Below are 25,090 nucleotides of genomic sequence, written 5' to 3'. Positions count from 1 at the left end.
GATCGATCCTTGGGCACCCCGACATAATACCAAATAATCAGCCAACTTGAAATGTTATTTCATTCCAATTCCTTAGTGATCCCTGGCTGATCCGAAATTTGGATCTGAAGCGACCAGTCGGGCTGATCATGGGCCTGGTCATTCACCATATCTCGAGCACTAGCGAGGCCCGCCGGATCGTTGGTGAGTACGTCGCTGCTCTGCCGTCTGGGTCGTATCTTGTGATGTCACATGCGAGCAACCCGCGAGATGGCAGCCGCCTTGCCGATCTTGCTGAGAAGCTGGAGGCGAAGTTCAAGGACTCCTTCCATTCTCTGCATTTTCGCCAGTCAGAGGAGATTCGTTCGTTCTTTGATGGGCTGGAGTTGATCGATCCTGGAATCGTACCTATTGGAGCATGGTGGCCCTCCGGCCCTAGCCTAGGCGTGCCGTCTGATGTGGGCCAACTCTGCTTGGGCGGAGTCGGACGCAAACCATAAGCTCGGAATTTGGCAATATGCCAGGCAGGTGAGACGTCATGGCAATCGACCGAGTCAGGTTGTTCGTACTTCCTTTAGCGCCGCTGATGGATCGTTGCCGCGGTCATCTCAGCCTCTTAACGGTCCAGCGATGTTCCCCGTGCATCTCGATCGCGGGCGATGCCACCTGCGTACTTGTTGGAGGGTCTTCCAATCGGCATTGTTTATCGTCCGCGCCCGATTTTGGCTGGTGGTCGACAGTTGGCGCACTTCTTGCCACAAAACGGCAGCCCGCGTTCGCGCGGACGGGTATCAGGCGGGGCCGTCCACGATTACAGCCTCTACCTCGATCGGAGACATGCAGCCTTTACCGCCAGGCGCAGGCGCCCTAGCTCAGGGTGGCGCCGGCCGGCGGTGTTGCGTGGGATTTTGCTGTGGTGATGCCAAAGCCCTCGAACGTCGGTGGCCGGCGCCTTTCGGCCCGTTTAGTTGTCTTCGGCGAAGAGGGCGGCGTAGCGGGCCAGGTAGAGCGGCCAGCCGGCGTCGTCTGCGAGTCCGTCGCTGGCGGCCTGCCATCCGTCGCCGTGGCGGTCGATGTGGCGGTGTTCGAGTTCCACTCGCGTGCGGTGCGGGGTTTCGGCGACGAATCTGACCTCGACCTCGCTGGTGTTGTCTGGGTCTGTCTCGATCTGCCAGGTCGGGCCGATGTCCCAGCTGAAGACCACCCGTTCTGGCGGCTCGTACGCCAGAACGCGCGCCCAGCGGCATTCGCTGCCGTCCGTTCCCTTGTCGTAGATGTGGCCGCCGACTTTGGGTTCAAAGATGGTTTCGGCGATCGCTACTCCGAGGAGGTTGTGCTCCGGAGGTTTGAAATCGCCGAACCGTTCGGTGAAGACGGCGAAAGCCTTCTCGACTGACGCGTCGACGATGGTGTGTTTGCGTACGACTGCTGGGGCTGCCTGGGTCATGAATTTCTCCTCGGGTTGTTCTTCGACGGTGTCCTGGTAGCCGGCGAGGGCGCGGTTCCAGAATGTGTCGAGTTGATCTCGTAGGGCGGCCACGGCCGCCGGATTGAGCTGGTAGATCCGGCGGGTGCCGGTTGCGTGGTCGGTGACCAGCCCGGCGGTCTTGAGCACTTTGAGGTGCTGGGAGACCGCTGGTCGGCTGATCGGCAAGGCGTGGGCGAGTTCGCCGACGGCCTGTGGTCGTTCGGCCAGGCTCGCGACGATGAGTCGTCGGCTTGGATCGCCGAGTACGTCCCATCCGTCAAGTCCTCGGTAAGTTCCCACAAACGGTAAGCTACGACTTACCGATGTCGATGTCAAGTCCGACAACAGGCCTTTCTGGGGACATGGCAAGGAGGCGATCAACCTTGGCGGTGCGCTCCGAAGGAGCGATGTCGTGGCCGACTACGACAGCGAGCAAGGGTGTCGCTAGCCGACAGGCGCTCCCACTGACCAGTCTGCCGCTGGCATACCGACGGTCATCGCCAGTAGCGCGCGCCATGGATCCATGATTGCAACTAGGGCAATGACCAGGTTCGGCGCGATTGTTCAGGCCGAGTTGATTAAGGATCGTGTCTGGGTTGAACGCCTGTCGCGCTTGGTCCACAAGGCAGCTAATTCGTCTGGACCGTAAGTTTGTCCGGGTTGGGTCCCGCCGGCCGCTTTGGTGACCGGGTCCTGTCGAAACGCCGAAGGACTTGCTCCATGCCTTCCAACGTTCCGTAGCGGATCGCGATCGCAACCAGCGTGAACTGGTCCTTGTCAGTTGGGTACACAGCGATCTACGGCCGAACGTGGTCCCGATCTGCGATCCGGCGAAAGAGTATTGTCGATGAACTTCGTTTCTAGCTCGCTCTCGCCAGTAGCTGCAATTCGAGAGCGAGTTGTGGGTTCGGCTACATTAGAGCTTAGGTGGCGTCCTGTAAAGACGCCGGGAGTCGGGCAGCGGTCAGGGCGCAGCGCAGGACTTGGATGCCGTGAGCTGCCGCGGGATCAAAGCCGGTTAGTGTGCGGATTCGCAGGAGTCGGTAGGTGAGCGTGCGGCGGTGAATGTAGAGTCTCTTTGCGGTCTTCTCCCGGTCCAGGCCGCACGCGAACAGGATCTCCAACGTGCGCCGGAGATCTTTGCCTTGATCCAGTGGTTCAAGTAGGCCGGCCAGCTTGCGACGTAGCGCAGGTTGAGCTGAGATTGTCGACTCGATCAGCAACTCGTTCACGTGATAGGGGCGGTTCTCTGCATCCGGCATCGCCGCAATCAATGCGATTGAATTCTTGGCTTCAGCGTAAGCGGCAGGTACGGCCTGTGGGCTCGCCGCGACGGACTCCAAGACGTGCAGGTTTCCCATGATTGCTGCCAATTCGGCAGTGAGATCGGACCCTGTTGCTCGCACCGTACGCAGCGTATCCTCAGTAATCGGTAACAGGAGAAGAAGTTCTTCGGATCGTGCTCGGAGTTGACAAAGCGCACCCGGAACACGTGCTAGCAACCGCTCCGCGACCATGGGGTGGATTTTCTGGCGACTACCGTAAGGCCTCGGCCGGCACAGGAGCAAAAGATAGCCGGCCGGTAGCGTCACACCGAGAGCAGCTGCCGTGGCATCTGGAGATGATCCCTCTAGCAGGTGCCGTACGAGCAGTCCCATTCCGAGCTTGCCGCCATCCATCTCGGCCAGTGCGGCCGCACAGGCAACGTCGGCAACTCGTGCAAGTTGGCCAAGTTCACGGGTTGCGTGCGCGAAGTATGTAGTCACATCGACGTGGTTGGACGTGTCCGCAAGCACGGACACGTCGCTCGCGCCCGCGAGGTATGCCAACTGCATACCCGCCCGCAGATCATCGGGAGAGAACCTGGCTCGGGCACGTTCACGCCCCACGTCCCGGAAAAAGTTGAGATCGGTTTTGCCAAGCGGCTGATGGTGAATCGCTGACTCGACCATCCTGCGCGCCACATAGTGCAGCTCGTCCACAAGCTCCGCATCGTGCTGCTTCGCCAGCACTGCGTACTTGGGCACCTTCAGAACCAAGGCGTCATGCATGGCCATCACAGTGACATCCCGGCGACGTTCCACCGCCGTAAGAAAGCTGACCAAATCCCCACCGCTCCGGCCATCAGTCACGAACTGGCTGGGCAGTCGTCACGTGACTCCAGTGACTGTCTACGGCTACCGAACCCGACTGGTCTGAGATATCGATTTCCTGCAGCTTAAGGGCTGTTTCTGTGGAAGTCAACAGATGGGGCGATTGGGATTATTCGCACGTGGGGGACGAGTGAGATCGCAAGCGGCGTATCGAGCTGGAGAGGCCTGCTCCAGTGCGACCACGGATAGTCGCTTTTGTCGACCTTGGTGATTCGGCGATGGCGACCTTGCGCACGTTGACAATACACAGCAAGCGTCGCATGAGGTTAGGTGAAAGTGCGGTCAGCAGCGGCATCGTAGCGGCTGGCGAACTGGTGACCGTTGACGCGGAGAATATGGCCATTTTCGCGATGTGAGCGAGGAGTGACGCATTCCGTTTTTGTAAGGCTTACCGCCTTGGCGCAACCAGTTGTTTCGATGGCGCCGGGACTGATTTTGGTTACTGTCGCCGCGGCGGCGGGTACCTCGCCTGTTGTTCGGAGGTGAGCGTGCATCTCAGTCCGGCCGGCGTCTGGAATGTCGCCGTCCGGACTTCGGCGTACACGTATACGGCCATTTTCTCCTTCGCTATAGGTGGCGAAGTCTATTCTGCATCGCGGCTTGGCGAAGGAGTGACCGGGCAAGGGGTTGGCACCTGGTGGTGGACCCGACCGAATCGTTTTTCTTTGAACGTGTTGGAGAATCTACACGGCTTGGATAAGACACCCTGTGCGTCAGTGGAGATCAATCAGCAGGCCGTTCAGGATATCGAGACGTATCGCAGTTTTGGTCATTCCAACTACTTCGATGTCCTCGGTGTGCTTACCGGATCTGGCAGCGCGAAAATGGTTGGGACCAGAATAAGTTGTGAAGATCTCGGTATGAGTGCGCTTGGTTCGCGAATGTCTCTCGGGAGCGAAACGCCGGCTGGCCCTTGCGACCGAACTGACGAGTAGTCGTAACCGTGGCTCGACATATTAGCTCTCGGAGGGGCGTGCCGCATTTTGACAAGCTTCGAAGGAGTGAGTGTGGAGTTGGAAGGGGCTCTCAGCAGTCTGAGGTTGGATCAGGTGATCCGGCTGCTCACGGGTGCCGGGATGCCCAATCTACCCGGTGAGGACTCGATCGGGCTGGAGGCGATGGGCTTCTTGGATGGGCCGACCGGCGTGCGCGGCGGCTCTGGCGTCGATGGCTGGCGTAAGGTCTCGCTGTTGCCCAACGCGACGGTGCTGTCCTCGTCTTGGGATGAGGAAGTCGGGGAGAGCGTCGGCCGGCTGTTGGCCGAGGAAGCGCGAGCGCTCGGGGTGCACGTCGTCCTTGGACCGACCGTGAACCTGCACCGAACGCCGCTGGGCGGCAGGCTTTTCGAGGCGTACTCGGAAGATCCATTGTTGACTGGCCGGATCGCCGCCGCGTGTGTGCGAGGTATTGCAGTCGTTCGGTGTCGGCGCGTACCTTAAGCACTTCGCGGCGAACGAAGCTGAAACCGACCGGCTCACGGTCAACTCGGTGGTCGACGACCGGGCGTTGAACGAGATTTACCTGCTGCCGTTCGAAATCGCCGTGGAGGACGCGAATCCGTGGACGATGATGGCCGCGTACAACGATGTCAAAGGCATTGCGGCGACCGAGCATGGCGACCTGATTCATGGCGTCCTTAAAGGACGGTGGGGCTGGGATGGGATGGTGATGTCTGACTTTTTCGCGACCAAGACCACGGTGCCGTCCGCCAACAGTGGCCTGGATCTGGTGATGCCCGGGCCGCTTGGGCCGTGGGGTGATCAGTTGTTGGCCGCCGTCCAAGCTGGCGAGGTCGCCGAGGATGTCGTACGCGAGCACGCTCGCCGGCTCTTGCGGCTGGCCGGCCGGGAAGCCGCCTGGTCGCCAGGCTGGACACGTCAGCCGCCACCTTTTCTGCCTGACTGTTCGATTTTGATTGAATATGTGCTGGTGTCTCTTTCCGAAGGGCAATTCTATGACCTCACGCCATATCGAGCGTGTGCTTTGCGGTCCATCGACGAGTCTACGAGGTAGAAAATTTGAGCGCACTCTCAGCCTGATTTGCATCGCAGTGCTGGTATTCGTGTCAGGCGGAACCAGCCGGCCGGCACAAGCTGCCGTACAGCACCTGCCGCGACATGCGTTGATTGGCTTTTTGCATTCTAGCTTCGGCAACGACGCTGGATATCTGCCGATCAATGACGTGCCTGATGGATGGGACATTATCAATGTCGCCTTCGCTCGTTCAGCTGGCCACGGAACGATGACATTGACGCGATGCGCAGTCGGGACTTGCGCGGGCTTCGAGGATGACCAAGCGTTTTTTGCCGGCATACAAGCTCAGCGAGCAAAAGGCAAAAAGGTTTTGATCTCTCTGGGTGGTGGCGACAGCGAGGTGCGGCTAACCTCAGCCAGTGACGTTGACAACTTTGTCTCCTCCGTGAGGGCGATTGTCGATCGATGGGGGCTTGACGGCATTGACGTGGACTTTGAACAACAGTCAGTTGCCTTGGACGGCGACGACGTCGACTTCAGGCATCCGACAACTAAAGTCGTGATCAACCTGATCTCGGCGCTCAAGCGGCTCAAATCTCATTACGGCCGGCAATTCGTGCTGACCATGGCTCCGGAGACCTTGGGCGTGCAACTAGGCCACTCCGTGTACGGGCCGGGCAGGGACAACTCCCGGGATGCACGGTCAGGCGCCTTCCTGCCGATTATCTACGCTCTTCGTGATGACCTCACGGTTCTCGCAGTTCAAGACTACAATTCGGACCCCATTCTCGGTTCCGACAATCGAACGCATCAGATGGGTGACGCGGACTTCCCCATTGCCATGACCGACATGCTGCTTACCGGTTTCACGGTGGCTGGTGACACGAACGCATTCTTCCCCGGTTTGCGTGCAGATCAGGTGGTGGTTGGCCTGCCGGCGAACACGCATGCAGCCCGTCGCGGTTGGATTCCGCCTGGCGCACAGGATCAGGTATTGGACTGCCTCATGCGAGGGCAGCGCTGCGGCAGCTACGCCATAAATCGACCACACCCGAGTTTGCGCGGACTAATGACCTGGTCCATTAACTGGGATTCCTTCAACCATTTTGAGTTTCAACGGACCTTCGATGCATATTTTCGTCGCTGACATCTGCTCCGCAGGAGGTGCGAATCCTCATCGGTGACCGTGATCAAGAACGCAGCGTACGAAAGAACGCGCGGATGTCGTCCACGAGCAGGTCCGGTGCCTCAGCTGCGGCAAAATGACCGCCTCGGTCGAATTCGGACCACCTAACGATTCGGTGTTCGCGCTCGAGGATCCGGCGGATCGCCGGATCGGTGGGAAAGACCGCGACCGCGGTGGGTACGCCGGACGGCTCGGTCGAGGTCGGTTGGGCCGTCCGGTTCTCGTAGTAAAGCTGGGCCGAGGTCGTTCCGGTGCCCGTCAGCCAGTAGAGTGTGACATTGGTCAGGATCTCATCAAGCGACACCGCATCCTCCGGTAGTTCGCGCGCGGGACCGGTCCATTCCTTGAATTTCTCCACGATCCAGGTGAGCTGGCCGACTGGCGAATCATTCAATGCAAGACCGAGTGTGTGCGGCTGGGCGCCCTGGATGTCGGCATATCCGGTGCCATCCGCGCGCAGTCGTTCAGCGCCGGTCAGTCGGGCCCGTTCGACCGGTGAAAGGCCGACCAAATCCTCCGGTCGCGCGTTCGGAAACGCCAGCCCGCCGTTGATGTGTACGCCGACGACGTGCTCGGGTGCCACCCGGCCCAGCTCGGGCGACACGACCGAACCGGTGTCGCCGCCCGGTGCGCCGTATCGCTGATACCCCAGGCGTCGCATGAGTTCGGCCCACGCTGTCGAGATCCGCCGGTGGTTCCAGCCGGGGCCGGAAAGTGGGGTGGAAAAGCCAAATCCGGGCAGTGCGGGCACGACAAGGTGGAAGGCGTCCGCTGGATCCGCGCCGTGCGCCTTTGGGGGCCAGCGGGTCCGTACCAGCCGGTCGCGCCATTGGCGCGGCGACGACGTACTTTGGAGCGGGATTAGCCTTTGATGGACAGCAAAACGCGGCCTATGGAGTCGGCTGTCCGAGTGATCTGGCCAAGTCAAGCAACTCGGCATGGTAGATCCGGCCGGGTTCGGCCAGTTGGGCTGACAAGTGGCCGTAGACCTCCAAGGCGACGAGCCCGTACATGCGCCCCCAGATTCGGAACCCCATCGCGGCGGCACCCGCGGACAGGTCCGGGTAGGTCTTACGGATCAGCGCCACGAACTCCGGGCGCAGGTCTGACCATCTGACCCCGCCACCCTGCGTTTGTTTGGCCTGCGGCCACGCCGCGTACGCCAGGCCGGTCAGGACGAGGCAGGCGCGATGTTCGGCGGCCTGGGTCGCCTGGTTGGTGGGGGCCTGGTAGCCAGGAATGGGATCGCCGTAGATGAGCCGGAACTCGTCGGGGCTGCCGACCGCCCACCGCCGATACGCCTCGCCAACGGCCACTATCCGACCGGCCAGGTCCCGCTCAGGTCGCGAGTCCCGCGCATCTTCCAGTCGCTGGGCGACGGCCGTATACACCTCGGCGATGAGCGCGGCGACCAGGTCGTCGCGGGTGTCGAAATAGCTGTAAAGAGCACCCGCGGTCATTCCCATCTCACGGGCGATCGCCCGCAGTGAGATGGCTGCCGGACCGCCAGCGGCCATTTCTTTCATGGCGATCGCCTTGATGTCCCGCACCGCCTCAGCGCGCAGTCGCTCTCGCCGGCTCACCTTCACGTCTTCCACCCTTGACACTCTACAACCCTCAGCTACTATTCAGCATGCAAACATTGAACGCCGTGTGGTGATTGCATGCCGTTCACCATCGCCTCCTCGAAAAGAGCCCAATCTCGTGGCACCCTCACAGCGGACCGGGCCGCGGCTCGCCCTGTTGGCATTCGCCCAGTTCCTGATCGCCCTCGACTACAACATCGTTTACGTGGCACTGCCGGATATCGGCCGTGCTCTCACCTTCACGCCCCAGACGTTGCAGTGGGTGGTCACCGCGTACGCGGTGGGCTTCGGCGGCTTCCTGCTCCTTGGCGGCCGCGCCGTCGACCGGCTCGGCGCCCGCCGGCTGTTCGTCGCGGGACTGCTGCTTTTCGGCGCCGCGTCCCTGGTAGGCGGCTTCGCCAGCGGAACCGCAACGCTGGTCGCCGCCCGTGCGGTGCAGGGCGTCGGCGCGGCACTGCTCAGTCCGGCCACCCTCTCGCTGATCAACACCAGCTTCGCCGAAGGCGCCGCGCGCAACCGCGCGCTGGCGATCTGGGGCGCCTGCGGCAGCGCGGGCCTGGCGGCCGGCGCGGTCCTCGGGGGCGTGCTGACGAACGTATGGGGCTGGCGATCGGTGCTGTTCGTGATGGCCCCGATCGCCTTGGCGGCCGCGCTCCTAGCGCCGCTCGTCCTGGCCGTCGACTCCCGCCGACAGGCCGGCGGTTTTGACGTACTGGGCGCGCTGCTGGCTACAACTGGTTCATCCCTTCTGGTTTTTGGCCTGGTCAGTGGACCGGAAGCTGGCTGGGCGTCGGTCCGTGGCGCCGGCGCGATGGTGTCCGGTGTCACCTTGCTCGCGGCGTTCCTGCTGGTAGAACGGCGCGTACGGGACCCCCTTGCACCGCTGGCGCTGCTGCGCAACCGCAGCCTGCTGACCGCCATGCTCGTCATCCTGATCTTCCAGAGTTCGCTTGGGCGCGTACTACCTCTTCACCAGCTATCTGCAGGACGTGCTCGGATACGGCGCATTGGCCGCAGGACTCGCATTCCTGCCACTCACGTTGGTCTCCATGACTGCCTCGCTACGACTCACCGCACCGCTGATCCGCCGGTGGGGTCTACCGATGACCCTGTTAGCCGGCATGGTGACCAATGGCATCGGACTGATCCTGCTGGCGGCCGGCATGTCGGTACACGGATCGTTCTGGGCAGTGGTGCCCGGCCTGGTCGTCTGGGGAATCGGTGCCGGCACCACCTTCCCGGCCATGTTCGCCGCCGCCGCCTCCGGGGTCAGCGCCGCTGAACAGGGAGTTGCCTCCGCGCTCGCTGCCACCTCCCAGCAGATCGGCGGAGCGGTCGGCCTCGCCGGACTCGTCGCTGTCGCGAACTTCGCATTGACTGCGGGCAAACCAGCCACATCTGCACTTGTCGCCGGCCAGCACCTGGCGCTGCTCACGGCAGGCGTGGCGACGGTGCTCGCGGGGCTACTCGCCCTCGTGATGAAAGGACGCACGCCGACGCCCTCACGCCGTCTCCACCAACAGAACGTGACCAGCACACCAGAAACCGCGAAACCCGCGCCTCACGCGGACTGGACCTCTCGTTCGGAAAGCTGAGCCCGCGCTGGATACCCGTCACGCTGCCGCGGTCCGCTCACAACCGCCACTTCGGCTATGCGCGGGGAATATCCAGGCTTGCCAACAATTTCCCTCCGATCAGCCTAACCCGAAAGTCGAGGTAATGCACGACACAGGTTTTCGCGACAGTGTTGGGAAAAATCGAGCGGACCGCGTCGGGGAAACCGGCCAAAGAAGTCGCAGCACGCGATGAGGATGTCCTTCGCGGCGCGGTTGTTGGCATACCGCGCCCGTACGCGCTAGTGGCGGCCGGGTGTGCCGGGACGGGAAACGCAGGGCAGCTGGCCAAGGGCTTCGCGGGAGTCAGCGAGACTTCTTCTGCCAGTGACTGCAAAGACGTTCACCGACACGGACGTTCGCGGCGGGTGCGCGGGTGTTTGTCAACAGTTAGTCAACCCACCGGTGCCGATCCGTGCGATCGACACCGGCGGCGAATTGCACGTGATCTCCTGGTGCGCTGCGATTCCGGTCAGGCCCGCTAGGTCCGCCGAACGGTCAGGGGACCTTTACGCAGTTGTCGTCGAGTGTGGTGTAATTGCCAGGGCTATTGAACTGGTAGAGAGTTACGCACCAGAAGGAACCAGTGGGGGCATTTTTAGGCGGAATGAACTCGACGAGTTCCCCTTGGTTGGCCGAGTACTGTTTTTCTCCTCTGGGTGGTTCGTTCTCATTGTATCCGCCCGGTCCCCTGAAGTTGAAATGCCCCTTGAAGCTGAGTTCCGTGATGGCGCCGATCGCATTCGCTTTACCAACGGCATTGTCATCGAGTGTCAGACCGACGATAGAAGCTTTGCCTTGATGGTTGACGACGCGATTCGGTGCGACCTGTGCGCTGACATGTGAGATTTGAGCTGCGTCGGCGGATGTTGGTATCGTAAAGGTCAGCATGCTACACGCCGCGAGCAACGCGAGCGCAGTAACGGCTTTTCTGATGAACAAACGAATCTCCATGTGAGTTTGAGGTTGACATTGAGTTTGGAGTCGATAGCGCGGGCCTATACGGACCCACTGATTGAACTAGATACCGGTTCCACGCCGCTGTTATGCCGTTGTTATTCCGTTGTCATGGCCTTGCCAGGTCGCCATCGCAGCTGGGTACGCCGTGTTCCGCTGGTTCCTCACCGTCAACCTGAACGGCGACAGGGCGAACAAATCCGGATCAATCGTCCCAGGCCTTCGCGGCAACGTTCTTTGTCGCCGCGTCCCGCCCAAAGGAAATGCCACGAATCTACGATTGCGCGCTGGCCGCGACAGTCACCGCTGTCAAGCCGAATGCTGATCTATGGCACGCCAGTCGGGTTACTAGTAGAAAATTATTCGCTTGAGCCCTCGGGGGCGAGTAGCGTTGTGGGCCGCCGGGCGTGGTGGTGCCCGGCGGCCGGGTGGTCTGTTTATGCGGCGAGTTGGTTGATGCCGCGGATGGGTCTTCGTTCGGGGTCTCGGTACGCGGGTGGGATGAATTCGACGATTCCGTCGGTGATGCGTACTTCCCAGTCGCTGTGGTGGATCAGGCGATGGCAGGAATCACAGAGGAGCACGCAGTTTTCCAGGCAGGTATCGCCGCCATCGGCCCAGTGCGTGACGTGGTGGCCGCGGCACCAGCGGGGTGGTCGACCGCACCTGGCGCAGCCTTTGTCTCGCGCTATGAGTGCTTTTCGTAGGTGCGCGGGGATGAGTCGTTCGGTGCGGGCGACGTTGAGCGGTACGCTGTTGCGGCCCAGGAGCATCGGGGTGATGTCCGCGTCGCGGGCGAGCCGACGACCGGATTCTGGAGAGATAGCGATGCCGGTGTGTGCGTACGCGACACCGAGACGTTCCCGGAGCAATTCCCAGTCCAGGGTAATAGTGAGGTGAGGGCGTTCCTGCCCTTGGATGGGGAGTTTCCCGGAGTCCGCGACAAGATTGAGCGCGTCGGCGAGCGCGTCACCGTTGCGTTGGGAAACTGACCGTTCATCTCGGCGGCCGTCTTGGGTGGGGTGGGGTTTGGCCAGTGGGCTGAGGATTTCGGTGAGCAGGGTGCCCGTTTCGCCGTCGAAGGAGCCCCGGAAATTCAGTCGCCCATCACGCCCGGTGTGTAGGGACAGTTCGCGGCGCGGTTTTTCGTTTTCCTGTTCGGACGGTGTTGGGCCGTCGGGGTCGAGGTGGTCGTGGATGCGTTGGCCGAGTTCGACGAGGCGGCGGGTGGGGTGGCTCTTCGCGTGTTCCACCAGGGAAGCTTCGGCGTTTTCGCGTTCTTCGATGTTCACCCTGGCGGGGAGCCTGTTCACGATCCCCAGGATCGTGTCGATTTGGGAATCCGCGAGTTCACCTCTGCGCATAGCGTCACTGACAAGACCAAGTTTGGGTGCGAGGGTTTCACCGGTGAGGGCTTGGCTGGTGCACAGGTTCAATGCCCGTTTCAGGCGACGACCAGCTTCGGTCGGGGACAACAGCAGATTGTCTTGCAGCAGTCTCATGGTGTTGTCATGTCCGAGTGCTTTGCCGACCCGGTTCCGATGAATTGCCGCGACAATGTCCAACGCCCGCGCCTGTCGCCGTCGAATGTCCTGCTCGGCTGCACGCAGCAAATCGGCCAACTGCCTGGGTTTACACATCCAGAGCTCTGGATCTGTGACGTCATCGCCGGCGGCCATGACACCATTCTACCGCTATCACCGTCAAAAAGATCGAGTTCGTACGATCGGAACGTCGTCATTTTCTCAATCACATCAGTAAAACTCGGAGCGCGCGCGTTCAAGCCCTAAGCAAGTTGGTGAGAATGGCGCCGGAACCCGGCTATGAGAGTCACGACAGAGATCCAAACCAGCGTTTCCCGCTCCGGTAGAGACCGCCACAACGCCGCATCTGTGAGTGTGGGACAAAACTCACATCCGTCACACCCCTCGCCAATGACTGGGTATCGAAGGAAACTCCCTTGCCCACTCCACGGCGTTTGTTGTCCACTACGACACGCCCGGCTTAGTAGTAGATGTGGTTCTCGATCGCCAGCCGACCACCTTGCGGGAGTAGCCGTCGATCACCGAGGCGATGTAGGCCCGTCCGTTCCACGTCTTGACGTAGGTGATGTCCCCGTACCACACCATGTTCGGTGCCGCCGGGCTGAACTGGCGCCCAACCAGGTCAAGCAGGGTGCTCGGCTCGGCTGCCGACACGGTTGTCCGCCGATACGGCCGACAGCCCGGCATCATGGGGACATATTCCCGCGCTGATTGACAATGTGAACCGCCCTTTGGGACGTCCTTTAGTGCTAGATCCTCCCGTCGGTGAGGCGCGTCGGAAATCTGTGTGTTCCCGTGTACGGACGGATCTCGCGCGAAGGATCTACGCGAGCCGCGCAAGTTGCCGCTATGCCGCATCAAAGTGACCGAAGATCGGTCTCTGGAGGAGATCACGTGCAAATCAACGGACGTAGATTGGTGAGTGGCGTGGTCATATCGCTACTCGCGATTTTGTGTCTGGCGGGTGGTACCACGGCCGCGGCCAGCGCCCCGCCAGCCGGCCACCTCGACGGGCCGCCCGGTGATATCACCGCCGAGCTGAGCGCTATCCCGGGCTTGACCGTCGTGAGTGACCAGGTCTTGCCGACTCAACCCAACTATCGCTACTACGACCTGGAATTCAGGCAGGCAATCGATCACCACCACCCCGAAAAGGGGACGTTCGAGCAACGGCTGTGGTTGCTGCACAAGTCCGTCGACCGTCCGATGGTGCTGTTCACCACCGGCTACAACCTGTACAAGGCGCCAGCTGCCCTGTCCGAGCCGACCACGATCCTGGACGCCGACCAGCTCTCCGTCGAGCAGCGGTACTTCTCTCCCTCGCGCCCGGTGCCGACCGACTGGTCGAAACTCACCATCTGGCAGGCGGCAACCGATCACCACACAATCGTGAGCGCCTTCAAGCGGATCTATCACGGTAAGTGGATCGAGACCGGCGGAAGCAAGGGCGGCATGACGGCCGTTTACCATCGCCGGTTCTATCCGTACGACGTCGACGCGACAGTTGCCTATGTGGCGCCGGACAATACCGACGTCAACGACAACAGCGCCTATGACGAGTTCTTCGCCACGGTGGGAACTCCGCAGTGCCGCGCGGCGCTCAACGGGCTCCAGCAGGAAGCGTTGGATCGCCGCGCCGACATGGAGAAACTCATGGCGGCGGCCGCCACGGCCAGGAATTTGCACTACACCGTATTCGGCTCCATGGACCGCGCTTATGAGCGCAACATCCTGCATTTCCGCTGGGCGTTCTGGCAATCCCACACGGTGAACGACTGCGCCGGCATACCCGATCGGACTGCGTCGACCGAGGCTGTTTACGCCTACATCGATTCGGTCGAGGACTTCAGCTCGAACAGCGACGAGAGCACCGACACCAATGAGTTCGTCCCCTATCACTATCAGGCGAGTACCCAACTGGGCGGGCCGTACCCGTCGTTCAGCTACCTCACGGGCCTGCGGTACCCGGGCGTCTACGGTCAGCCTGAGTTCGTTCCGCGCGACATACCCGTGCCGGCGTTCGACCCGACCGTCATGCCAGACATCGACCGCTGGGTTCGTACCAGCAGCTGTCACCTGATGTTCCTGTACGCCGCGAACGATCCGTGGGGCGCGAAACCGTTCCGCCTCGGGCCGGGCAGCCGCGACTCGTACTGGTACGACGTCGCGGGTCAAGACCACATCGCCGCCCTGATATCCGTACTACCCGCACCCCAACACGACCAGGCGGTAGCCACGCTGCGGCGCTGGGCCGGCCTCACACAGGCCGACCAGACGACGGCCACCGCCGCACCGGCGCTCAGGTCTTGAGGTCCGTCTCGGCCGTCCGGTCCTCGAAATGCATGAAGTCCTTCTCGTTGTCATGCGGGTAGTCGACCATCCATGACCAGCCGCCTTCGGTCAGCGCCTTCACGACGGCCGGGTGCAGGCTGATCATCCCGGTCAGCTCGCCCTTGCTGCGCAGTGTTGGATCCGTGGTCTTCGCGTTGTCGAAGTCCCCGCGGAGCATGCCCTTCGCCTCGCCGTTGCTGTCGTTCTTGTTCGTGATCACAAAGCCGCCGACCCAGGCGCGTACCTCGTACCACACGTCGGCGATGTCGGTCAGCGTTGCCGAGACATCGGCCTTCCTCCCTGCTCTCGCCCTGGCGGCCAGGGCTTTCAGCTCGGTGGCGGAAAGGGCCATGACGGTGCTCGCGGTCGGGGCGACAGTCGCCGCTGGGTCGGCCTGCGTCGCGAGTTTGGCCAGGTAGTCCGGAAAGAACGTGGTGAAGCGGTGCGAGGCCGCCAGCAGCCGGTCACGGTCGCGCTCCGTCCACACGTCGAAGTTCCTGAACGCCGACAGGTTGCCCACACCCGGTACCACGATCTGGGCCAGCGCCGTCGCGATGGTATCGAGGAGCGACGGCTGGGAGACGACGGTGTTGAACAGCTTCATCGCCTTGGCGTGGTGCTTGTCGTCCTTTTTGACATGCCAGTTCTGCATGCTGTCCTCACGGGGGTTGATGTCGATGGCGACCCCCGTTGAATGGTTGCTGTACGTGCCGCGGGACTGCGTACGTTTGACCTGGCCGGTGATCGAGACGATGGACCCGGTCGCCGCCGCCTGCTCGGCCGGGCTGGCGTTGCCGGTGAACCAGGCGTTGGCGGCGGCGACTCGCGGGCTTGTCAGAGCGTTCAGCCCGCCGCCCACCGACCGGCCGAAAAGCGTCGCCGCCTTGACATTGTTTCCCTTCGCCACGTCGATCCCGGCGACTTTCCAGGTCCGTTCGGTGAACCGGACGTTGCTCCTGTTGTACGGAAGTGTCACCTCCGCTTCGGTGGTTTTACCTGCCTCGACCGCGACTTTCCTGCTGTGCGGCAGGTAGTAGTCGTCCGGCGCGGCGGCCTTCGGCGCGACCGTGTACGTGTGCGATGCGGGTGTCGGTGGCACGTCGAAGGTGGCCGTGGTGTCGGCCGTCTCGACGGTATGGCCTTTCTCAACGATGTCCGCGGTGAGGTCTTCCGGATGCCGGTCCAGTACGGGCTGCAGCTGCGCGGCGTTCTTCAGCTCGCCCTTCCAGGTCAGCTTTACGGTCGCGGCCGTCTTCGCGGGAGTTGGGCCGCCGGGTGTCTTTCGCTGAATCTGGCGGGCCACCGCCGGCGCGACGAAGTCTTTCCGGCTGTGCAGCGCGTCCTGCATCGGGCCCGATGACACGCCGGGCGTCGCGTTGCCGCCGATAATCTGGTCATGGGTAGTTTTCACCTGGGTGATGACAAACTTCGCGTTCACTGCCGCACGGAAGTCGGCTGGGATCTCCTTGGTGACGACGGCGTTGAGCCGCGCCTGCAGGTCCCTGTAGGTGTTCGCGTACCCAGATTCCCAGTAGCCGCGCACCCCAGGTAGTGCATAAACGGCTGTGTCCTTCTCCTGGGCGGTTTTGGTGGAATCCCGAAGTACGCGGCCGAGCGAGTGGCAGTTCGCCTCGACCCAGCTGATCACCTGGTCGCGCTGCGGGGAGTCGGTCTTCGTCGGGTCCTTCTCGTTGGCCTTGCCATAGAGCGCGTCGAAGAGGATCAGTCCGCCGATCCTGTCCGTATGTCCAGCCTCGAGTGTCTTGGCCACGGTCGATCCACCCGCGCTGTGTGCGGACAGGACGATGGAAGTCTGTTTCGGCGCGCCTTTGAGCAGCTTCTCCTGGACAAGACGATCAAGCACCTCGTCTACCGTGGCGTTGGCGTCGAAGTTCTTTCCGAAGCCCGGCTTTTGTGGCGGCTCGCCCTTCTTTTGACTCTTTCCCGTGCCCTGCGGCAGCACTGCGATGAGTTGCCGGTCCGCAACCTTGCTCTCGTCCTCGACCGCCTCAACCTGTTGGCCGATGCGGTCCCGCTCGACGTCGCGCACCTTGTGGGCGAGCGGGTTGACGAAGCCCTTCTTCTCCTTCGCGACTTTCCGCGCCTCAGCTGACTCCTCGGTCTTCGGGTCGGCGTTGTTCTCCCGATAGCCCGCGAACGGATCGGCGCTTCGGTCGGTCAACCCGTGCAGATGAACAAGAACCAGAACCTCCTTCGACACGTCCAGATCAGGGCGCAGCCAGACGATGGCCTCGCCCGCGGCCTCCTCGTCGGTCTTCTCCTTGTTCGGCGACGGATCCTGGTTCTGCTTGGCCAGCCCGGCAAGCGGGATGCGGACCATGGAGTGCTTCGAGTCGATGGTCCGGGCAGTCTTGTTCCAGCCGGTTGCCTTTGGCCAGCCAACATCGCGCTGCAGAGGCACGCTTTCAGCCAGCTTGGGCTCGGCTGGCGGTCGTTGCGCAAGCGGCGCATCGGTACGCCCGCGCATTCGGCCGATCAATGCCGCGGTGGCTGTATTGCCCACGGACCTCTGCAGGGCAAGTACTCGTCGGTGGTCGCTCACACCGTCCGAACTCGCGGACCTCGTACGGTCATCCTGCCCACTCGTCCGCTCATCGTCATTCTTACCTGTATGCCGCTGCATAAGGCCGCCCTCCCCGTTAGCTCTCACTCCAGGGGCGTGCCGTGGCTGTGCCACATGCTCTTATGGGCAACCGTGATCGCAAAACCCGCGGGGATCTGGTCGAGGTAACGCCGCGGGTAGTAAGGGCCGCGGCGGAGTTATCGCCAGGGGCGGAGTGCGACTTCGGTCGCCTGCCACAGTTTTTGGCGCAACAGGTCAGGTTTCTCGAGTGCGGCGGGATCGTCGAGGAGCACCTGGAGTGCGCCGGTGACCGCGCCGATGAAGGCGCCCACCAGCGCGCCGGCGCTGACGCTATCCAAGTCGTCGGGAAATGCCTGGCATAAGTGGATGGCGATCTCGCGCTGCGCGTCGAGTTGCAGCTGAAGCCCGCGTCCCCGCACCTCGGGCACGCTCATGATCAGACGTAGTCGCAAGGCAGCGACTCGATCGACCAGGTCGTCCGGCTCGCCGTCAGGCGCGCCGACCTCGTGCAGCGCACGCAGCAACAGATCGGCAGGGCGGTCGTCGGGCGTACGCGCCTCGATGGCCGCGAGGGCGGCCCGCACCCGGTCGTCGCCATCGGGGAACAGCAGTTCCTCCTTGCTGGCGAAGTAGCTGAAGAACGTACGAGTGCCGATCTCGGCGGCCGCGGCGATGTCCGCGATGGTCGCGCCGTGATAGCCGTGGCGCTCGAAAAGGTCGACGGCGGCGTCGAGGATCGCCCTGCGGGTGCGGTCCCGCTTGCGGTCGCGCAAAGTACGGCCGCTGCCGGTCGAGGAGGACATGCCGCACAGCGTACCGCAACGAGTGCATATCAGCATCAATTGCAATTTTGCATTGAGTGCGGTTATGATGACGACATGAGACAACGCACCGTACTGATTTCCGGTGCCGGCGTGGCCGGCTCGACGCTGGCGTTTTGGCTGGTACGCCACGGATTCCGACCAACCGTCGTGGAGCGGGCGCAGGGGCAGCGCTCCAGCGGCAATCCGGTCGACGTACGCGGAACCGCCGTTCCGGTGGTGGAGCGGATGGGCGTGATGCCGCACTTGCGGGCCGCTGCGACGCGGGTGCCGGGCTTGACGTTCGTCACCGCCACCGGCCGCCGGATCGGTCCGCTGGGACTCGGCCGGCCCAGTGGCGACGCGCTTGAGGTGCCGCGCGCCGACCTCGCGAGGATCTTGTACGAGGCAGTCCGTGACGACGCCGAGTTTCTGTTCGACGACACCATTACTGCGCTGCGCCAGGACACCGATGGCGTGGACGTGACCTTCGAGCGGGCCGCAGCGCGCCGGTTCGACCTCGTCATCGGCGCCGACGGGCTGCATTCGGGGGTGCGCGGCCTGGTGTTCGGCCCGGAAGCCGACTGCGTACGCCACCTGGGCCTCTACATCGCCACCATGCCGCTGCACCGCACCGCAGCCGACCCCAGCGCGGTCGTCATGCACAACATTCCGGGCCGATCGGTGGCTGTGCACCCGCTGCACGGCGAGGCCGGGGCGGCGTTCATGTTCCGCGGGCCGGCCATCCCCGGTTTCGACCACCGGGACGCCGAACGGCACAAAAAGATCGTCATCGCCGCTTATCGGGACGGCGACTGGGATTTGCCGGACCTGCCTGACTTGCCAGGCCGCGTCCGCGCGGCGACCGACTTCTATTTCGACGCGATCAGCCAGGTCCGGCTGCCCACCTGGTCGCGAGGCCGGGTGAGCCTCGTCGGTGACTCGGCAACCAGCGTGTCCCTGTTCGGTGACGGGTCCAGCCTGGCTATCACCGGCGCCCACGCTCTCGCCGACGCCCTCGCGGCCACCCCTGACGACCACGAGATTGCCTTGCGTGCGTACGAAAAACACCACCGACCGCTGGTCACCGCACGCCAGCGCGGCTTCCAGCTCGCCGGCGCGTTGCTCGTGCCATCGACGAACTTCGGCATCACAGCCCGAAACCTGGCCATTGGACTGCTCCCACGCGTGCCGCGGCGAAAAGTCGCATCTCGTACGGGCAGCTGAAAAATCCCAGAGCTGTATCTGACCCGGGAATGAAGGTTATTCGCCGTTGGCCGGGTTGGCGGGAATCGCCCTGAAGGTGGCCGAACATCCACTCGAGATGAATCGGCTCGGCGGTGATTCTGAGGTCATGACTCCTCAACTGCATGCAATGGTGATCGATGACGTGGAATCAACCGAGATTTTTCCGGGTATCACCAGGCGTGCCCTGCCCAGCGGTGGACAGGTGCCGGTGCGAGTGTTCGACATGGCGCCCGGCACCGTGTGGCCGCAGGTCGACGTCCACGACCGGGACGAGCTGATCTACATCGTCAGCGGCGAACTGGTCGAAGGCGAGACCCGCTACCGCGCCGGCATGTATCTCTACTACGAGCCGGGCACAAAACATCAGCCCGCCACCGATGAGGGTGTACGCCTACTGCTGTTCGGTCCGTCCGTGCCTGCGTAGCTTTCTGGTGAAGCCGTGTCACGCTAGGGGAGACGGTCAGCACTCCGGAGGATCCGATGATGGCGCGTACGCCGACACAGAACGCTTTGGCCGCTGTCGAACTGATGCGGGACGGGCGGTTCGCCGAGATGGGGGATATGTTCGCGCCACAGGTGCGGGCGTTGGTGACCGCGGACGCGATCCAGCGCGGGTGGGCGGCCGGGGTTGATCGGTACGGGCCGGTCGTGGCGACTGGTATGGCGGTGAGCGAGGCGGCCGGCCCGGGGGCGGTGGTTGTCCGGATCCCGGTGCGTTTCCAGCACGGGGAGGTGGCGGTTGTTGTCTCGGTCAACAATGCGGGCTGGCTGACGGGGATCCAGTTCGCGGCCGCCGAGGCGGCTCAGCCGGCCGCGCCGTGGGAGGCGCCGGAGTACGTCGATGTCGCGGAGTTTGACGAAAAAGACGTGACGTTGGGGGCCGGTGAGTTCGCGGTGCCGGGCACGTTGAGCCTGCCGCATCGGCCGGGGCCGCTGCCCGCGGTCGTCTTGTTGTGCGGTTCGGGGCCGTTGGATCGGGACGAGACAATAGGGCGGAACAAGCCGTTCAAAGATCTCGCGTGGGGGCTCGCGAGCCGCGGCGTGGCCGTCCTTCGCTTCGACAAGGTCACCTACGTACATGGGGCCAAGCTGGGGAAAGTACGCGGTTTCACGGCGACCGACGAATATGTGCCGGCCGCGGTGGCGGCCATCCAGCTGCTTCGCGAGCATCCCGCGATCGACAGTGCGCGGGTGTTCGTGCTTGGTCACAGCCTCGGCGGTACGGTCGCGCCGCGGGTCGCCCATGCTGAAAAGTCGGTCGCTGGGCTGGTCATTCTGGCTGGCGGTGCGCAACCGCTGCATTGGGCCACCGTACGACAAATCACCTATCTAGCGTCGCTGGAGCCGGCCGCGGCCGCGGCGGCTCAGCCGGCCATTGATGCGATTACCGCGCAGGCTCGCAGGGTCGACAGTCCTGATCTCTCGCCGCAGACACCGGCCAGTGACCTGCCTTTTGGCGTGTCGGCGGCCTATTGGCTGGACCTACGCGATTATCGGCCAGCAGAAGTGGCCGCTGGGTTGGGAAAACCGATATTCGTGGTGCAGGGCGGTCGCGATTACCAGGTTACCGTCGCCGACGACCTGGCGATCTGGAAAGCCGGTCTGGTCGGTCGGCCGGACGTGACCATTCGGGTGTACGACGCGGACAATCACCTTTTCACTCCCGGGACCGGCCGGTCGACGCCAGCGGAATACGAGCCCGTACAACACATGGACCCGGAAGTTGTCGCCGACATCGCCGGCTGGCTGTCATAGCCAGGAGCACATCGCCACTTGGTAGAGAGCCGACCGGCCTCCCTCGGGCGCGGGTCGCCCTCACCACCTGGCGACTCCTGGCGGGCCTCAGATCGTGAAGCTCGGTTCGTTGATGTCGCAGGTGGCGGTCGCGGTGCCGGCGCCGGTGCAACCCGCCGGCAGACCCTGCCAAACCAGCGTGCCAGCGCTGCTGGGGTGCAGGGTCGAGGTCGACTTGTGCTCGACGTAATGCGTGGTGGGGCGGGCGAAACGGGTCGAGGTCGCCGAGCTCGCGATGGTGCCGGGGGTGTTGCCCTGCGCGGTCGGCGCCGTCGACTCGGCCGCCCCACCGGCGGCGTGCAGGATCGAGGTGACCGAGGTGGTCACCGTCAGGCCGGTGCCGCAGCTGACGCTGGTGGTGAAGGTGATCGCGACCCGCGTTCCGGACGGCCAGCTCGCGTTCCAGCCACCGAGCATGCACTGCCCGGCCGGCGGGTCGGCGGGGGCGAGGGAATGCTGGTGGAAAGCCGTCGCCGTGCTCACCAGCGCCACCGCGCCCGGCTGGCCAGCGGACGAGTCCTGGACCGCGGCCGAGCCGCTGGTCGGAGTCATCGCCAGCCCGCCGACGGCCAGCAATGTCAGCGCTGACAACAAAATCGGGCGTACGGATCCAGACATCTCGCTCCCTCGATCGGCTCCGGTCTCGATCGCTGAGCGTACGGCACTGGCCACGATCTGTCAGGCTACATCCGCTCCGGCGCGCCGATGCCCAGCAGGTCGAGGCCGAGCGCGAGCGTACGAGCCGTCAGGTCGCACAGCGCCAGCCGGCTTTCCCTTATGCCAGGTTCGGCCCGCAGGACTGGGCATTTCTCGTAGAAACCGGTGAAGGTGGTGGCCAGCCCGAAAAGATAGCCGGTCAGCTTGTGAAAGTGCGCCGACTCGGCCACTTCTTCGAGGATTCCCGGCAAAGCCAGCAGCTCCAACGCCACTTTCCGTTCGGCCGGTTCGGTGATCAGCACCGGACCGGCCGGCACGGTGTCGGCTTTGCGGAGAATGGAACAGATCCGGGCGTGCGCGAACTGCAGGTAGGGTGCACTGTTGCCGTCCAACGCGAGCATCCGGTCGTAGTCGAAGACATAGTCGTTCGTACGCTCAATGCAGAGGTCGGCGTATTTGACCGCGCCAATCCCGACCACGTTGGCCAGCGCGCGCCTGTCCGCGGCGGACAGCTCGGGGTCTTTCTCGGCGATGACCGCTCCCGCACGGGAAATGGCCTCGTCCAGCAGGTCGGCCAGCTTGGTCGACGTTCCTTCGCGACTGCGCAACATTTTCCCGTCCGGACCCAGGATCGAGCCGAAACCGATGTGTTCGGCGCGGACCGGCTCGGCCAGCCAACCGGCTTCCCGCGCGGTTTGGTGCACCATCTGAAAATGCAGTCGCTGTGGGGTGCCCACCACATACATCAGGCGGCTGCCGTGCAGCTGTTCGATCCAGTGCCGGAGGGTCGCGAGGTCGGTCGCGGCGTAACCGTAGCCACCGTCGCTCTTTCGTACGATCAAAGGCAACGGATCGCCGTCGCGATTGCTGAAGCCGGCCGGGAAGGTGCACTGGGCGCCGTCGCTCTCGCGCAGCAGCCCGAGCTTGTCCAGGTCCTCGACCACCTCTGGGAGCAGGTGGTTGTAGGTGCTCTCGCCAGCGAAATCAGCCGCTGTCAGCCGGACGCCGAGTTTTTCGTACTCGGTGAGGAAGTATTTCTTCGACGCGTCCACAAACGTCTGCCACAATCGCAGGGTTTCCTCGTCACCGCCCTGCAAAAGCACCACTCGTTGGCGGGAGCGTTGCTGGAATTCGGGGTCGCGATCGAATTTGTTGCGGGCAGCGCGATAGAAGCCGCTCAGGTCCGCCACCGACTGCTCAGCAGTCTCATTGAGGTCGATGAGGTGCTCGATCAACATTCCGAACGGCGTGCCCCAGTCACCGAGATGGTTCTGCCTGATGATTTTGTGGCCGAGGAATTCCAGCAGTCGGGAGACCGCATCGCCGAGAATGGTCGAGCGGATGTGGCCGACGTGCATTTCCTTGGCAGCGTTGGGAGAACTGTAGTCGATCACCACGGTCTCCGGCTTGCTCGTCAGCGGCACGCCCAGTCGCGCATCGGTGGTCAGCGCGGTCAGCAGTCGATCGATGGCATCGTCTCGTACGGTCAAACTGACGAAGCCAGGGCCGGTCACCTTGACGTGGTCGCAAAGGTCCGCGAGATCGGCGGCTTCCACCACGTCGGCGGCGATCTCCCGCGGCGCGCGGTGCAGCCGCCGGGCCAGTGCCAATGCGCCGTCGGCCTGGAAATCAGCGTGTTTGGACCGGCGCAGCACGGGATCCACCGACTCGCCCGCGACAGCGGAGAACGCCGTCGCGAGTCGATCCCGCAGCTGACTTTCGAGGATGTGCATGACTATTGATTATCCGGTACGGATGGACTCGCCGTCCAAGTTATTACGGTGCGACCGCGGCGACGGCTTCGACCTCGACGAGTTGGTCGTGGTAACCAAGGCAGGCCACCCCCAGCAGTGTGCTCGGCACGTCGTGGTCGCCGAAGAATTCGCGTACGACCTGCCAGGCAGTCACCAGATCGGGCTGCCGTGAAGAGGCCACATAAACGGTGGTTTTGGCTACATCGGTGAGTTTCGCGCCAGCGTCGGCGAGAGCGACCTGCAGATTCAGCATGCATTGCCGGGCCTGGGCGGCATAGTCGCTAACGCCGACGGTTACCCCGTCAGCATCGAGTGGGCAGGCGCCGGCCGCGTAGATCAGCCGGGCCGGCGGTTCGACACTGGACGAATACGCATACTCGGCCACCGTGGACAGGGTGGGACTGCGGATCAGGCGTACGGGCATCCACCGAACCTAATAGCGGTCACTCGTCGGCGCGACTCGATTTTGTCAGGCGCTGGCCGAGGTCCGCGGCCGCCGACCGCAGCTCGGCTGGGCCGACGATATCCAGATCCGTCTCGTACATGGCAAAAGTGGCCGCGAGGCCGGTCCACGACCACGAGCCGAGGGTGACTTTGCAGCGGTTCGGCCCCAGTTCCTCGACCACGCCCTGGCCGCGAGCCCGCTCGGCGGCGTTTCTGGCTGAAGTGTGCAAAATCGCGGTGCCCTCGCAGGGCATACCGGGATCGCGGAATTTCTCCGCCGCGTACGTGGCAACGTCCGGCGCTGGCAGTTCGCGCGGGGTGAACCGCGGGCCGGTGGGCGTACGAGGCGTCATCCGGTCGACCCGGAAGGTCCGCCAGTCGGCCCGGTCCAGGTCCCACGCGACGAGATACCAGCGGCCGCTCCAGGTGATCACGTGGTGTGGCTCCACCCGGCGCGGCGGTACGAACGCGGTGTCGTCGGCCCCGCTCACCGGCTGGTAGTCGAAGCGCAGCACCGCACGCGCTCGTACCGCCGCGCCAATCGCCAGCAAATGGTCGGCGTTGACTTTTTTCGCGTCCCAGCTGGCGGATCTGGCGACCGGGGTGATCCGCAACGCGTCGACCCGGTGTCGCAGCCGGGCCGCCATCACCTGCCGTACGGTCGCGAGCGCCCGCAGCGCCGGCTCCTCGATGCCAGTCACCGTGGTGGTGGCAGTCTGCAACGCGACCGCGACGGCGACCGCCTGGTCGTCGTCGAACAGCAGCGGCGGCAGGTCAACGCCCGCGTCCAGCCGGTAGCCGCCGTCCGGCCCTTTGGTGGCCAGCACTGGATAACCGAGGTCCCGGAGCCGGTCGACATCGCGTCGTACCGTCCGTGGGCTCACCTCCAGCCGCTCGGCGAGCGCGCCGCCGGGCCAGTCGCGGCGGGCCTGCAACAGTGACAGCAGCGCCAGCAGCCGCGCCGAGGTTTCGAGCATGCTCCCAGACTCGCACACAT

The 25,090-nt window shown here is 63.5% G+C and carries 22 protein-coding genes and 2 pseudogenes; 10 read left to right on the top strand and 14 right to left on the bottom strand.

Translation table 11 applies throughout. The features are described from left to right. The first annotated feature begins 56 nt into the window (after window positions 1–56). The gene (locus tag ABD301_RS42550; protein ID WP_390623914.1) at window positions 57–479 is read left to right on the top strand and encodes an SAM-dependent methyltransferase; all 423 of its coding nucleotides are present in this window, start codon (window positions 57–59) and stop codon (window positions 477–479) included. Between the two features lie 464 nt (window positions 480–943). Here the strand turns inward: ABD301_RS42550 and ABD301_RS27710 are convergent, their stop codons facing one another. The 3 genes and pseudogenes from ABD301_RS27710 to ABD301_RS27700 form a co-directional block, all read right to left on the bottom strand. Then, window positions 944–1,426 carry an SRPBCC family protein gene (locus ABD301_RS27710; RefSeq protein WP_279579315.1) on the bottom strand — a complete coding sequence of 161 codons (483 nt, stop codon included), beginning with the start codon at window positions 1,424–1,426 and terminating at the stop codon, window positions 944–946. 6 nt (window positions 1,427–1,432) lie between these two features. After that, window positions 1,433–1,747, bottom strand: a pseudogene (locus ABD301_RS27705) (ArsR/SmtB family transcription factor); the annotation flags it as partial. 623 nt (window positions 1,748–2,370) lie between these two features. Next, window positions 2,371–3,498 carry a PucR family transcriptional regulator gene (locus ABD301_RS27700; RefSeq protein ID WP_344313338.1) on the bottom strand — a complete coding sequence of 376 codons (1,128 nt, stop codon included), beginning with the start codon at window positions 3,496–3,498 and terminating at the stop codon, window positions 2,371–2,373. A gap of 1,109 nt (window positions 3,499–4,607) precedes the next feature. On the opposite strand from ABD301_RS27700, the gene ABD301_RS27695 reads away from it, so the two are divergent. From ABD301_RS27695 to ABD301_RS27685, 3 genes are read left to right on the top strand one after another with little or no spacing between them, the layout of a single operon-like run. Beyond that, on the top strand, window positions 4,608–5,039 hold the full coding sequence (locus ABD301_RS27695) for a glycoside hydrolase family 3 N-terminal domain-containing protein (RefSeq protein WP_344313337.1): 432 nt from the start codon (window positions 4,608–4,610) through the stop codon (window positions 5,037–5,039). Continuing rightward, window positions 4,996–5,613: a glycoside hydrolase family 3 N-terminal domain-containing protein gene (locus ABD301_RS27690; protein WP_279579306.1), complete on the top strand. Its 618-nt coding sequence runs from the start codon at window positions 4,996–4,998 to the stop codon at window positions 5,611–5,613. Before ABD301_RS27695 ends, ABD301_RS27690 begins: the two co-directional genes overlap by 44 nt. A gap of 49 nt (window positions 5,614–5,662) precedes the next feature. Continuing rightward, the gene (locus ABD301_RS27685) at window positions 5,663–6,721 is read left to right on the top strand and encodes a glycosyl hydrolase family 18 protein (protein WP_163567062.1); all 1,059 of its coding nucleotides are present in this window, start codon (window positions 5,663–5,665) and stop codon (window positions 6,719–6,721) included. Between the two features lie 43 nt (window positions 6,722–6,764). On the opposite strand, the gene ABD301_RS27680 is transcribed toward ABD301_RS27685, so the two are convergent. Together ABD301_RS27680 and ABD301_RS27675 are read right to left on the bottom strand one after the other, a co-directional pair. Continuing rightward, window positions 6,765–7,421, bottom strand: a complete 657-nt coding sequence (locus ABD301_RS27680) for an alpha/beta fold hydrolase (RefSeq protein ID WP_344313336.1) — start codon at window positions 7,419–7,421, stop codon at window positions 6,765–6,767. 229 nt (window positions 7,422–7,650) lie between these two features. After that, the gene (locus ABD301_RS27675; protein ID WP_344313335.1) at window positions 7,651–8,358 is read right to left on the bottom strand and encodes a TetR/AcrR family transcriptional regulator; all 708 of its coding nucleotides are present in this window, start codon (window positions 8,356–8,358) and stop codon (window positions 7,651–7,653) included. On the opposite strand from ABD301_RS27675, the pseudogene ABD301_RS27670 reads away from it, so the two are divergent. Both ABD301_RS27670 and ABD301_RS27665 read left to right on the top strand, forming a co-directional pair. Then, window positions 8,252–9,316 (top strand): annotated as a pseudogene (locus ABD301_RS27670) (MFS transporter); the annotation flags it as partial. The gene ABD301_RS27675 and the pseudogene ABD301_RS27670 overlap by 107 nt on opposite strands. 79 nt (window positions 9,317–9,395) lie before the next feature. Further along, the gene (locus tag ABD301_RS27665) at window positions 9,396–9,941 is read left to right on the top strand and encodes an MFS transporter (RefSeq protein WP_425551989.1); all 546 of its coding nucleotides are present in this window, start codon (window positions 9,396–9,398) and stop codon (window positions 9,939–9,941) included. 516 nt (window positions 9,942–10,457) lie between these two features. Here the strand turns inward: ABD301_RS27665 and ABD301_RS27655 are convergent. The 3 genes from ABD301_RS27655 to ABD301_RS27645 form a co-directional block, all read right to left on the bottom strand. Beyond that, on the bottom strand, window positions 10,458–10,913 hold the full coding sequence (locus tag ABD301_RS27655; RefSeq protein WP_163571401.1) for a hypothetical protein: 456 nt from the start codon (window positions 10,911–10,913) through the stop codon (window positions 10,458–10,460). A 440-nt stretch (window positions 10,914–11,353) separates the two neighbouring features. Further along, window positions 11,354–12,595: an HNH endonuclease gene (locus ABD301_RS27650; protein WP_344313333.1), complete on the bottom strand. Its 1,242-nt coding sequence runs from the start codon at window positions 12,593–12,595 to the stop codon at window positions 11,354–11,356. Window positions 12,596–12,904: 309 nt separating this feature from the next. Beyond that, a complete protein-coding gene (locus ABD301_RS27645; RefSeq protein ID WP_163571407.1) occupies window positions 12,905–13,114 on the bottom strand; it encodes a DDE-type integrase/transposase/recombinase in 210 nt (69 codons plus the stop codon). Window positions 13,115–13,354: 240 nt separating this feature from the next. Here ABD301_RS27645 and ABD301_RS27640 point away from each other — a divergent pair, with 240 nt between their 5' ends. Further along, complete coding sequence (locus ABD301_RS27640) at window positions 13,355–14,770, top strand: S28 family serine protease (RefSeq protein WP_344313332.1); 1,416 nt, start codon at window positions 13,355–13,357, stop codon at window positions 14,768–14,770. On the opposite strand, the gene ABD301_RS27635 is transcribed toward ABD301_RS27640, so the two are convergent. Then, window positions 14,760–17,213 carry a M15 family metallopeptidase domain-containing protein gene (locus ABD301_RS27635; RefSeq protein WP_344313331.1) on the bottom strand — a complete coding sequence of 818 codons (2,454 nt, stop codon included), beginning with the start codon at window positions 17,211–17,213 and terminating at the stop codon, window positions 14,760–14,762. The genes ABD301_RS27640 and ABD301_RS27635 overlap by 11 nt on opposite strands. 359 nt (window positions 17,214–17,572) lie before the next feature. Continuing rightward, complete coding sequence (locus ABD301_RS27630; protein WP_344313330.1) at window positions 17,573–18,199, bottom strand: TetR/AcrR family transcriptional regulator; 627 nt, start codon at window positions 18,197–18,199, stop codon at window positions 17,573–17,575. Between the two features lie 75 nt (window positions 18,200–18,274). Here ABD301_RS27630 and ABD301_RS27625 point away from each other — a divergent pair, with 75 nt between their 5' ends. The 3 genes from ABD301_RS27625 (at window position 18,275) to ABD301_RS27615 (ending at window position 21,199) form a co-directional block, all read left to right on the top strand. Continuing rightward, window positions 18,275–19,423: an FAD-dependent monooxygenase gene (locus tag ABD301_RS27625; RefSeq protein WP_344313329.1), complete on the top strand. Its 1,149-nt coding sequence runs from the start codon at window positions 18,275–18,277 to the stop codon at window positions 19,421–19,423. A 127-nt stretch (window positions 19,424–19,550) separates the two neighbouring features. After that, a complete protein-coding gene (locus ABD301_RS27620) occupies window positions 19,551–19,868 on the top strand; it encodes a cupin domain-containing protein (RefSeq protein WP_344313328.1) in 318 nt (105 codons plus the stop codon). A 56-nt stretch (window positions 19,869–19,924) separates the two neighbouring features. Next, window positions 19,925–21,199 (top strand): alpha/beta hydrolase family protein, encoded by a 1,275-nt coding sequence (locus ABD301_RS27615; RefSeq protein WP_344313327.1) that lies wholly within the window; start codon window positions 19,925–19,927, stop codon window positions 21,197–21,199. 87 nt (window positions 21,200–21,286) lie between these two features. Here the strand turns inward: ABD301_RS27615 and ABD301_RS27610 are convergent, their stop codons facing one another. The 4 genes from ABD301_RS27610 to ABD301_RS27595 all read right to left on the bottom strand — a co-directional run bounded on the left by ABD301_RS27610 (window position 21,287) and on the right by ABD301_RS27595 (window position 25,070). Then, window positions 21,287–21,856, bottom strand: a complete 570-nt coding sequence (locus ABD301_RS27610; protein WP_344313326.1) for a hypothetical protein — start codon at window positions 21,854–21,856, stop codon at window positions 21,287–21,289. A 65-nt stretch (window positions 21,857–21,921) separates the two neighbouring features. Continuing rightward, a complete protein-coding gene (argS, locus tag ABD301_RS27605; RefSeq protein WP_344313325.1) occupies window positions 21,922–23,628 on the bottom strand; it encodes an arginine--tRNA ligase in 1,707 nt (568 codons plus the stop codon). A gap of 43 nt (window positions 23,629–23,671) precedes the next feature. Then, window positions 23,672–24,073, bottom strand: coding sequence for a RidA family protein (locus ABD301_RS27600; RefSeq protein ID WP_163571419.1), 402 nt, complete (start codon window positions 24,071–24,073; stop codon window positions 23,672–23,674). A gap of 19 nt (window positions 24,074–24,092) precedes the next feature. Next, window positions 24,093–25,070, bottom strand: a complete 978-nt coding sequence (locus ABD301_RS27595) for a helix-turn-helix transcriptional regulator (protein WP_344313324.1) — start codon at window positions 25,068–25,070, stop codon at window positions 24,093–24,095. Window positions 25,071–25,090: the final 20 nt, after the last annotated feature.

Origin of the sequence: Fodinicola feengrottensis (assembly GCF_039530045.1) — a bacterium.
GTDB lineage: Bacteria > Actinomycetota > Actinomycetes > Mycobacteriales > HKI-0501 > Fodinicola > Fodinicola feengrottensis.
Note: the sequence above shows the minus strand (reverse complement) of the source record. Positions and strands in the feature narration are given on the sequence as shown.

What these genes read in the sequence shown, in the direction of transcription:
- ABD301_RS27710 (WP_279579315.1), bottom strand. Translation starts at nt 1,426, where the DNA reads ATGACCCAGGCAGCCCCAGCAGTCGTACGCAAACACACCATCGTCGAC.
- ABD301_RS27700 (WP_344313338.1), bottom strand. Translation starts at nt 3,498, where the DNA reads ATGCATGACGCCTTGGTTCTGAAGGTGCCCAAGTACGCAGTGCTGGCG.
- ABD301_RS27680 (WP_344313336.1), bottom strand. Translation starts at nt 7,421, where the DNA reads ATGCGACGCCTGGGGTATCAGCGATACGGCGCACCGGGCGGCGACACC.
- ABD301_RS27665 (WP_425551989.1), top strand. Translation starts at nt 9,396, where the DNA reads ATGACTGCCTCGCTACGACTCACCGCACCGCTGATCCGCCGGTGGGGT.
- ABD301_RS27655 (WP_163571401.1), bottom strand. Translation starts at nt 10,913, where the DNA reads ATGGAGATTCGTTTGTTCATCAGAAAAGCCGTTACTGCGCTCGCGTTG.
- ABD301_RS27650 (WP_344313333.1), bottom strand. Translation starts at nt 12,595, where the DNA reads ATGGCCGCCGGCGATGACGTCACAGATCCAGAGCTCTGGATGTGTAAA.
- ABD301_RS27630 (WP_344313330.1), bottom strand. Translation starts at nt 18,199, where the DNA reads ATGTCCTCCTCGACCGGCAGCGGCCGTACTTTGCGCGACCGCAAGCGG.
- ABD301_RS27625 (WP_344313329.1), top strand. Translation starts at nt 18,275, where the DNA reads ATGAGACAACGCACCGTACTGATTTCCGGTGCCGGCGTGGCCGGCTCG.
- ABD301_RS27620 (WP_344313328.1), top strand. Translation starts at nt 19,551, where the DNA reads ATGACTCCTCAACTGCATGCAATGGTGATCGATGACGTGGAATCAACC.
- ABD301_RS27615 (WP_344313327.1), top strand. Translation starts at nt 19,925, where the DNA reads ATGATGGCGCGTACGCCGACACAGAACGCTTTGGCCGCTGTCGAACTG.
- ABD301_RS27610 (WP_344313326.1), bottom strand. Translation starts at nt 21,856, where the DNA reads ATGTCTGGATCCGTACGCCCGATTTTGTTGTCAGCGCTGACATTGCTG.
- argS (WP_344313325.1), bottom strand. Translation starts at nt 23,628, where the DNA reads ATGCACATCCTCGAAAGTCAGCTGCGGGATCGACTCGCGACGGCGTTC.
- ABD301_RS27600 (WP_163571419.1), bottom strand. Translation starts at nt 24,073, where the DNA reads ATGCCCGTACGCCTGATCCGCAGTCCCACCCTGTCCACGGTGGCCGAG.
- ABD301_RS27595 (WP_344313324.1), bottom strand. Translation starts at nt 25,070, where the DNA reads ATGCTCGAAACCTCGGCGCGGCTGCTGGCGCTGCTGTCACTGTTGCAG.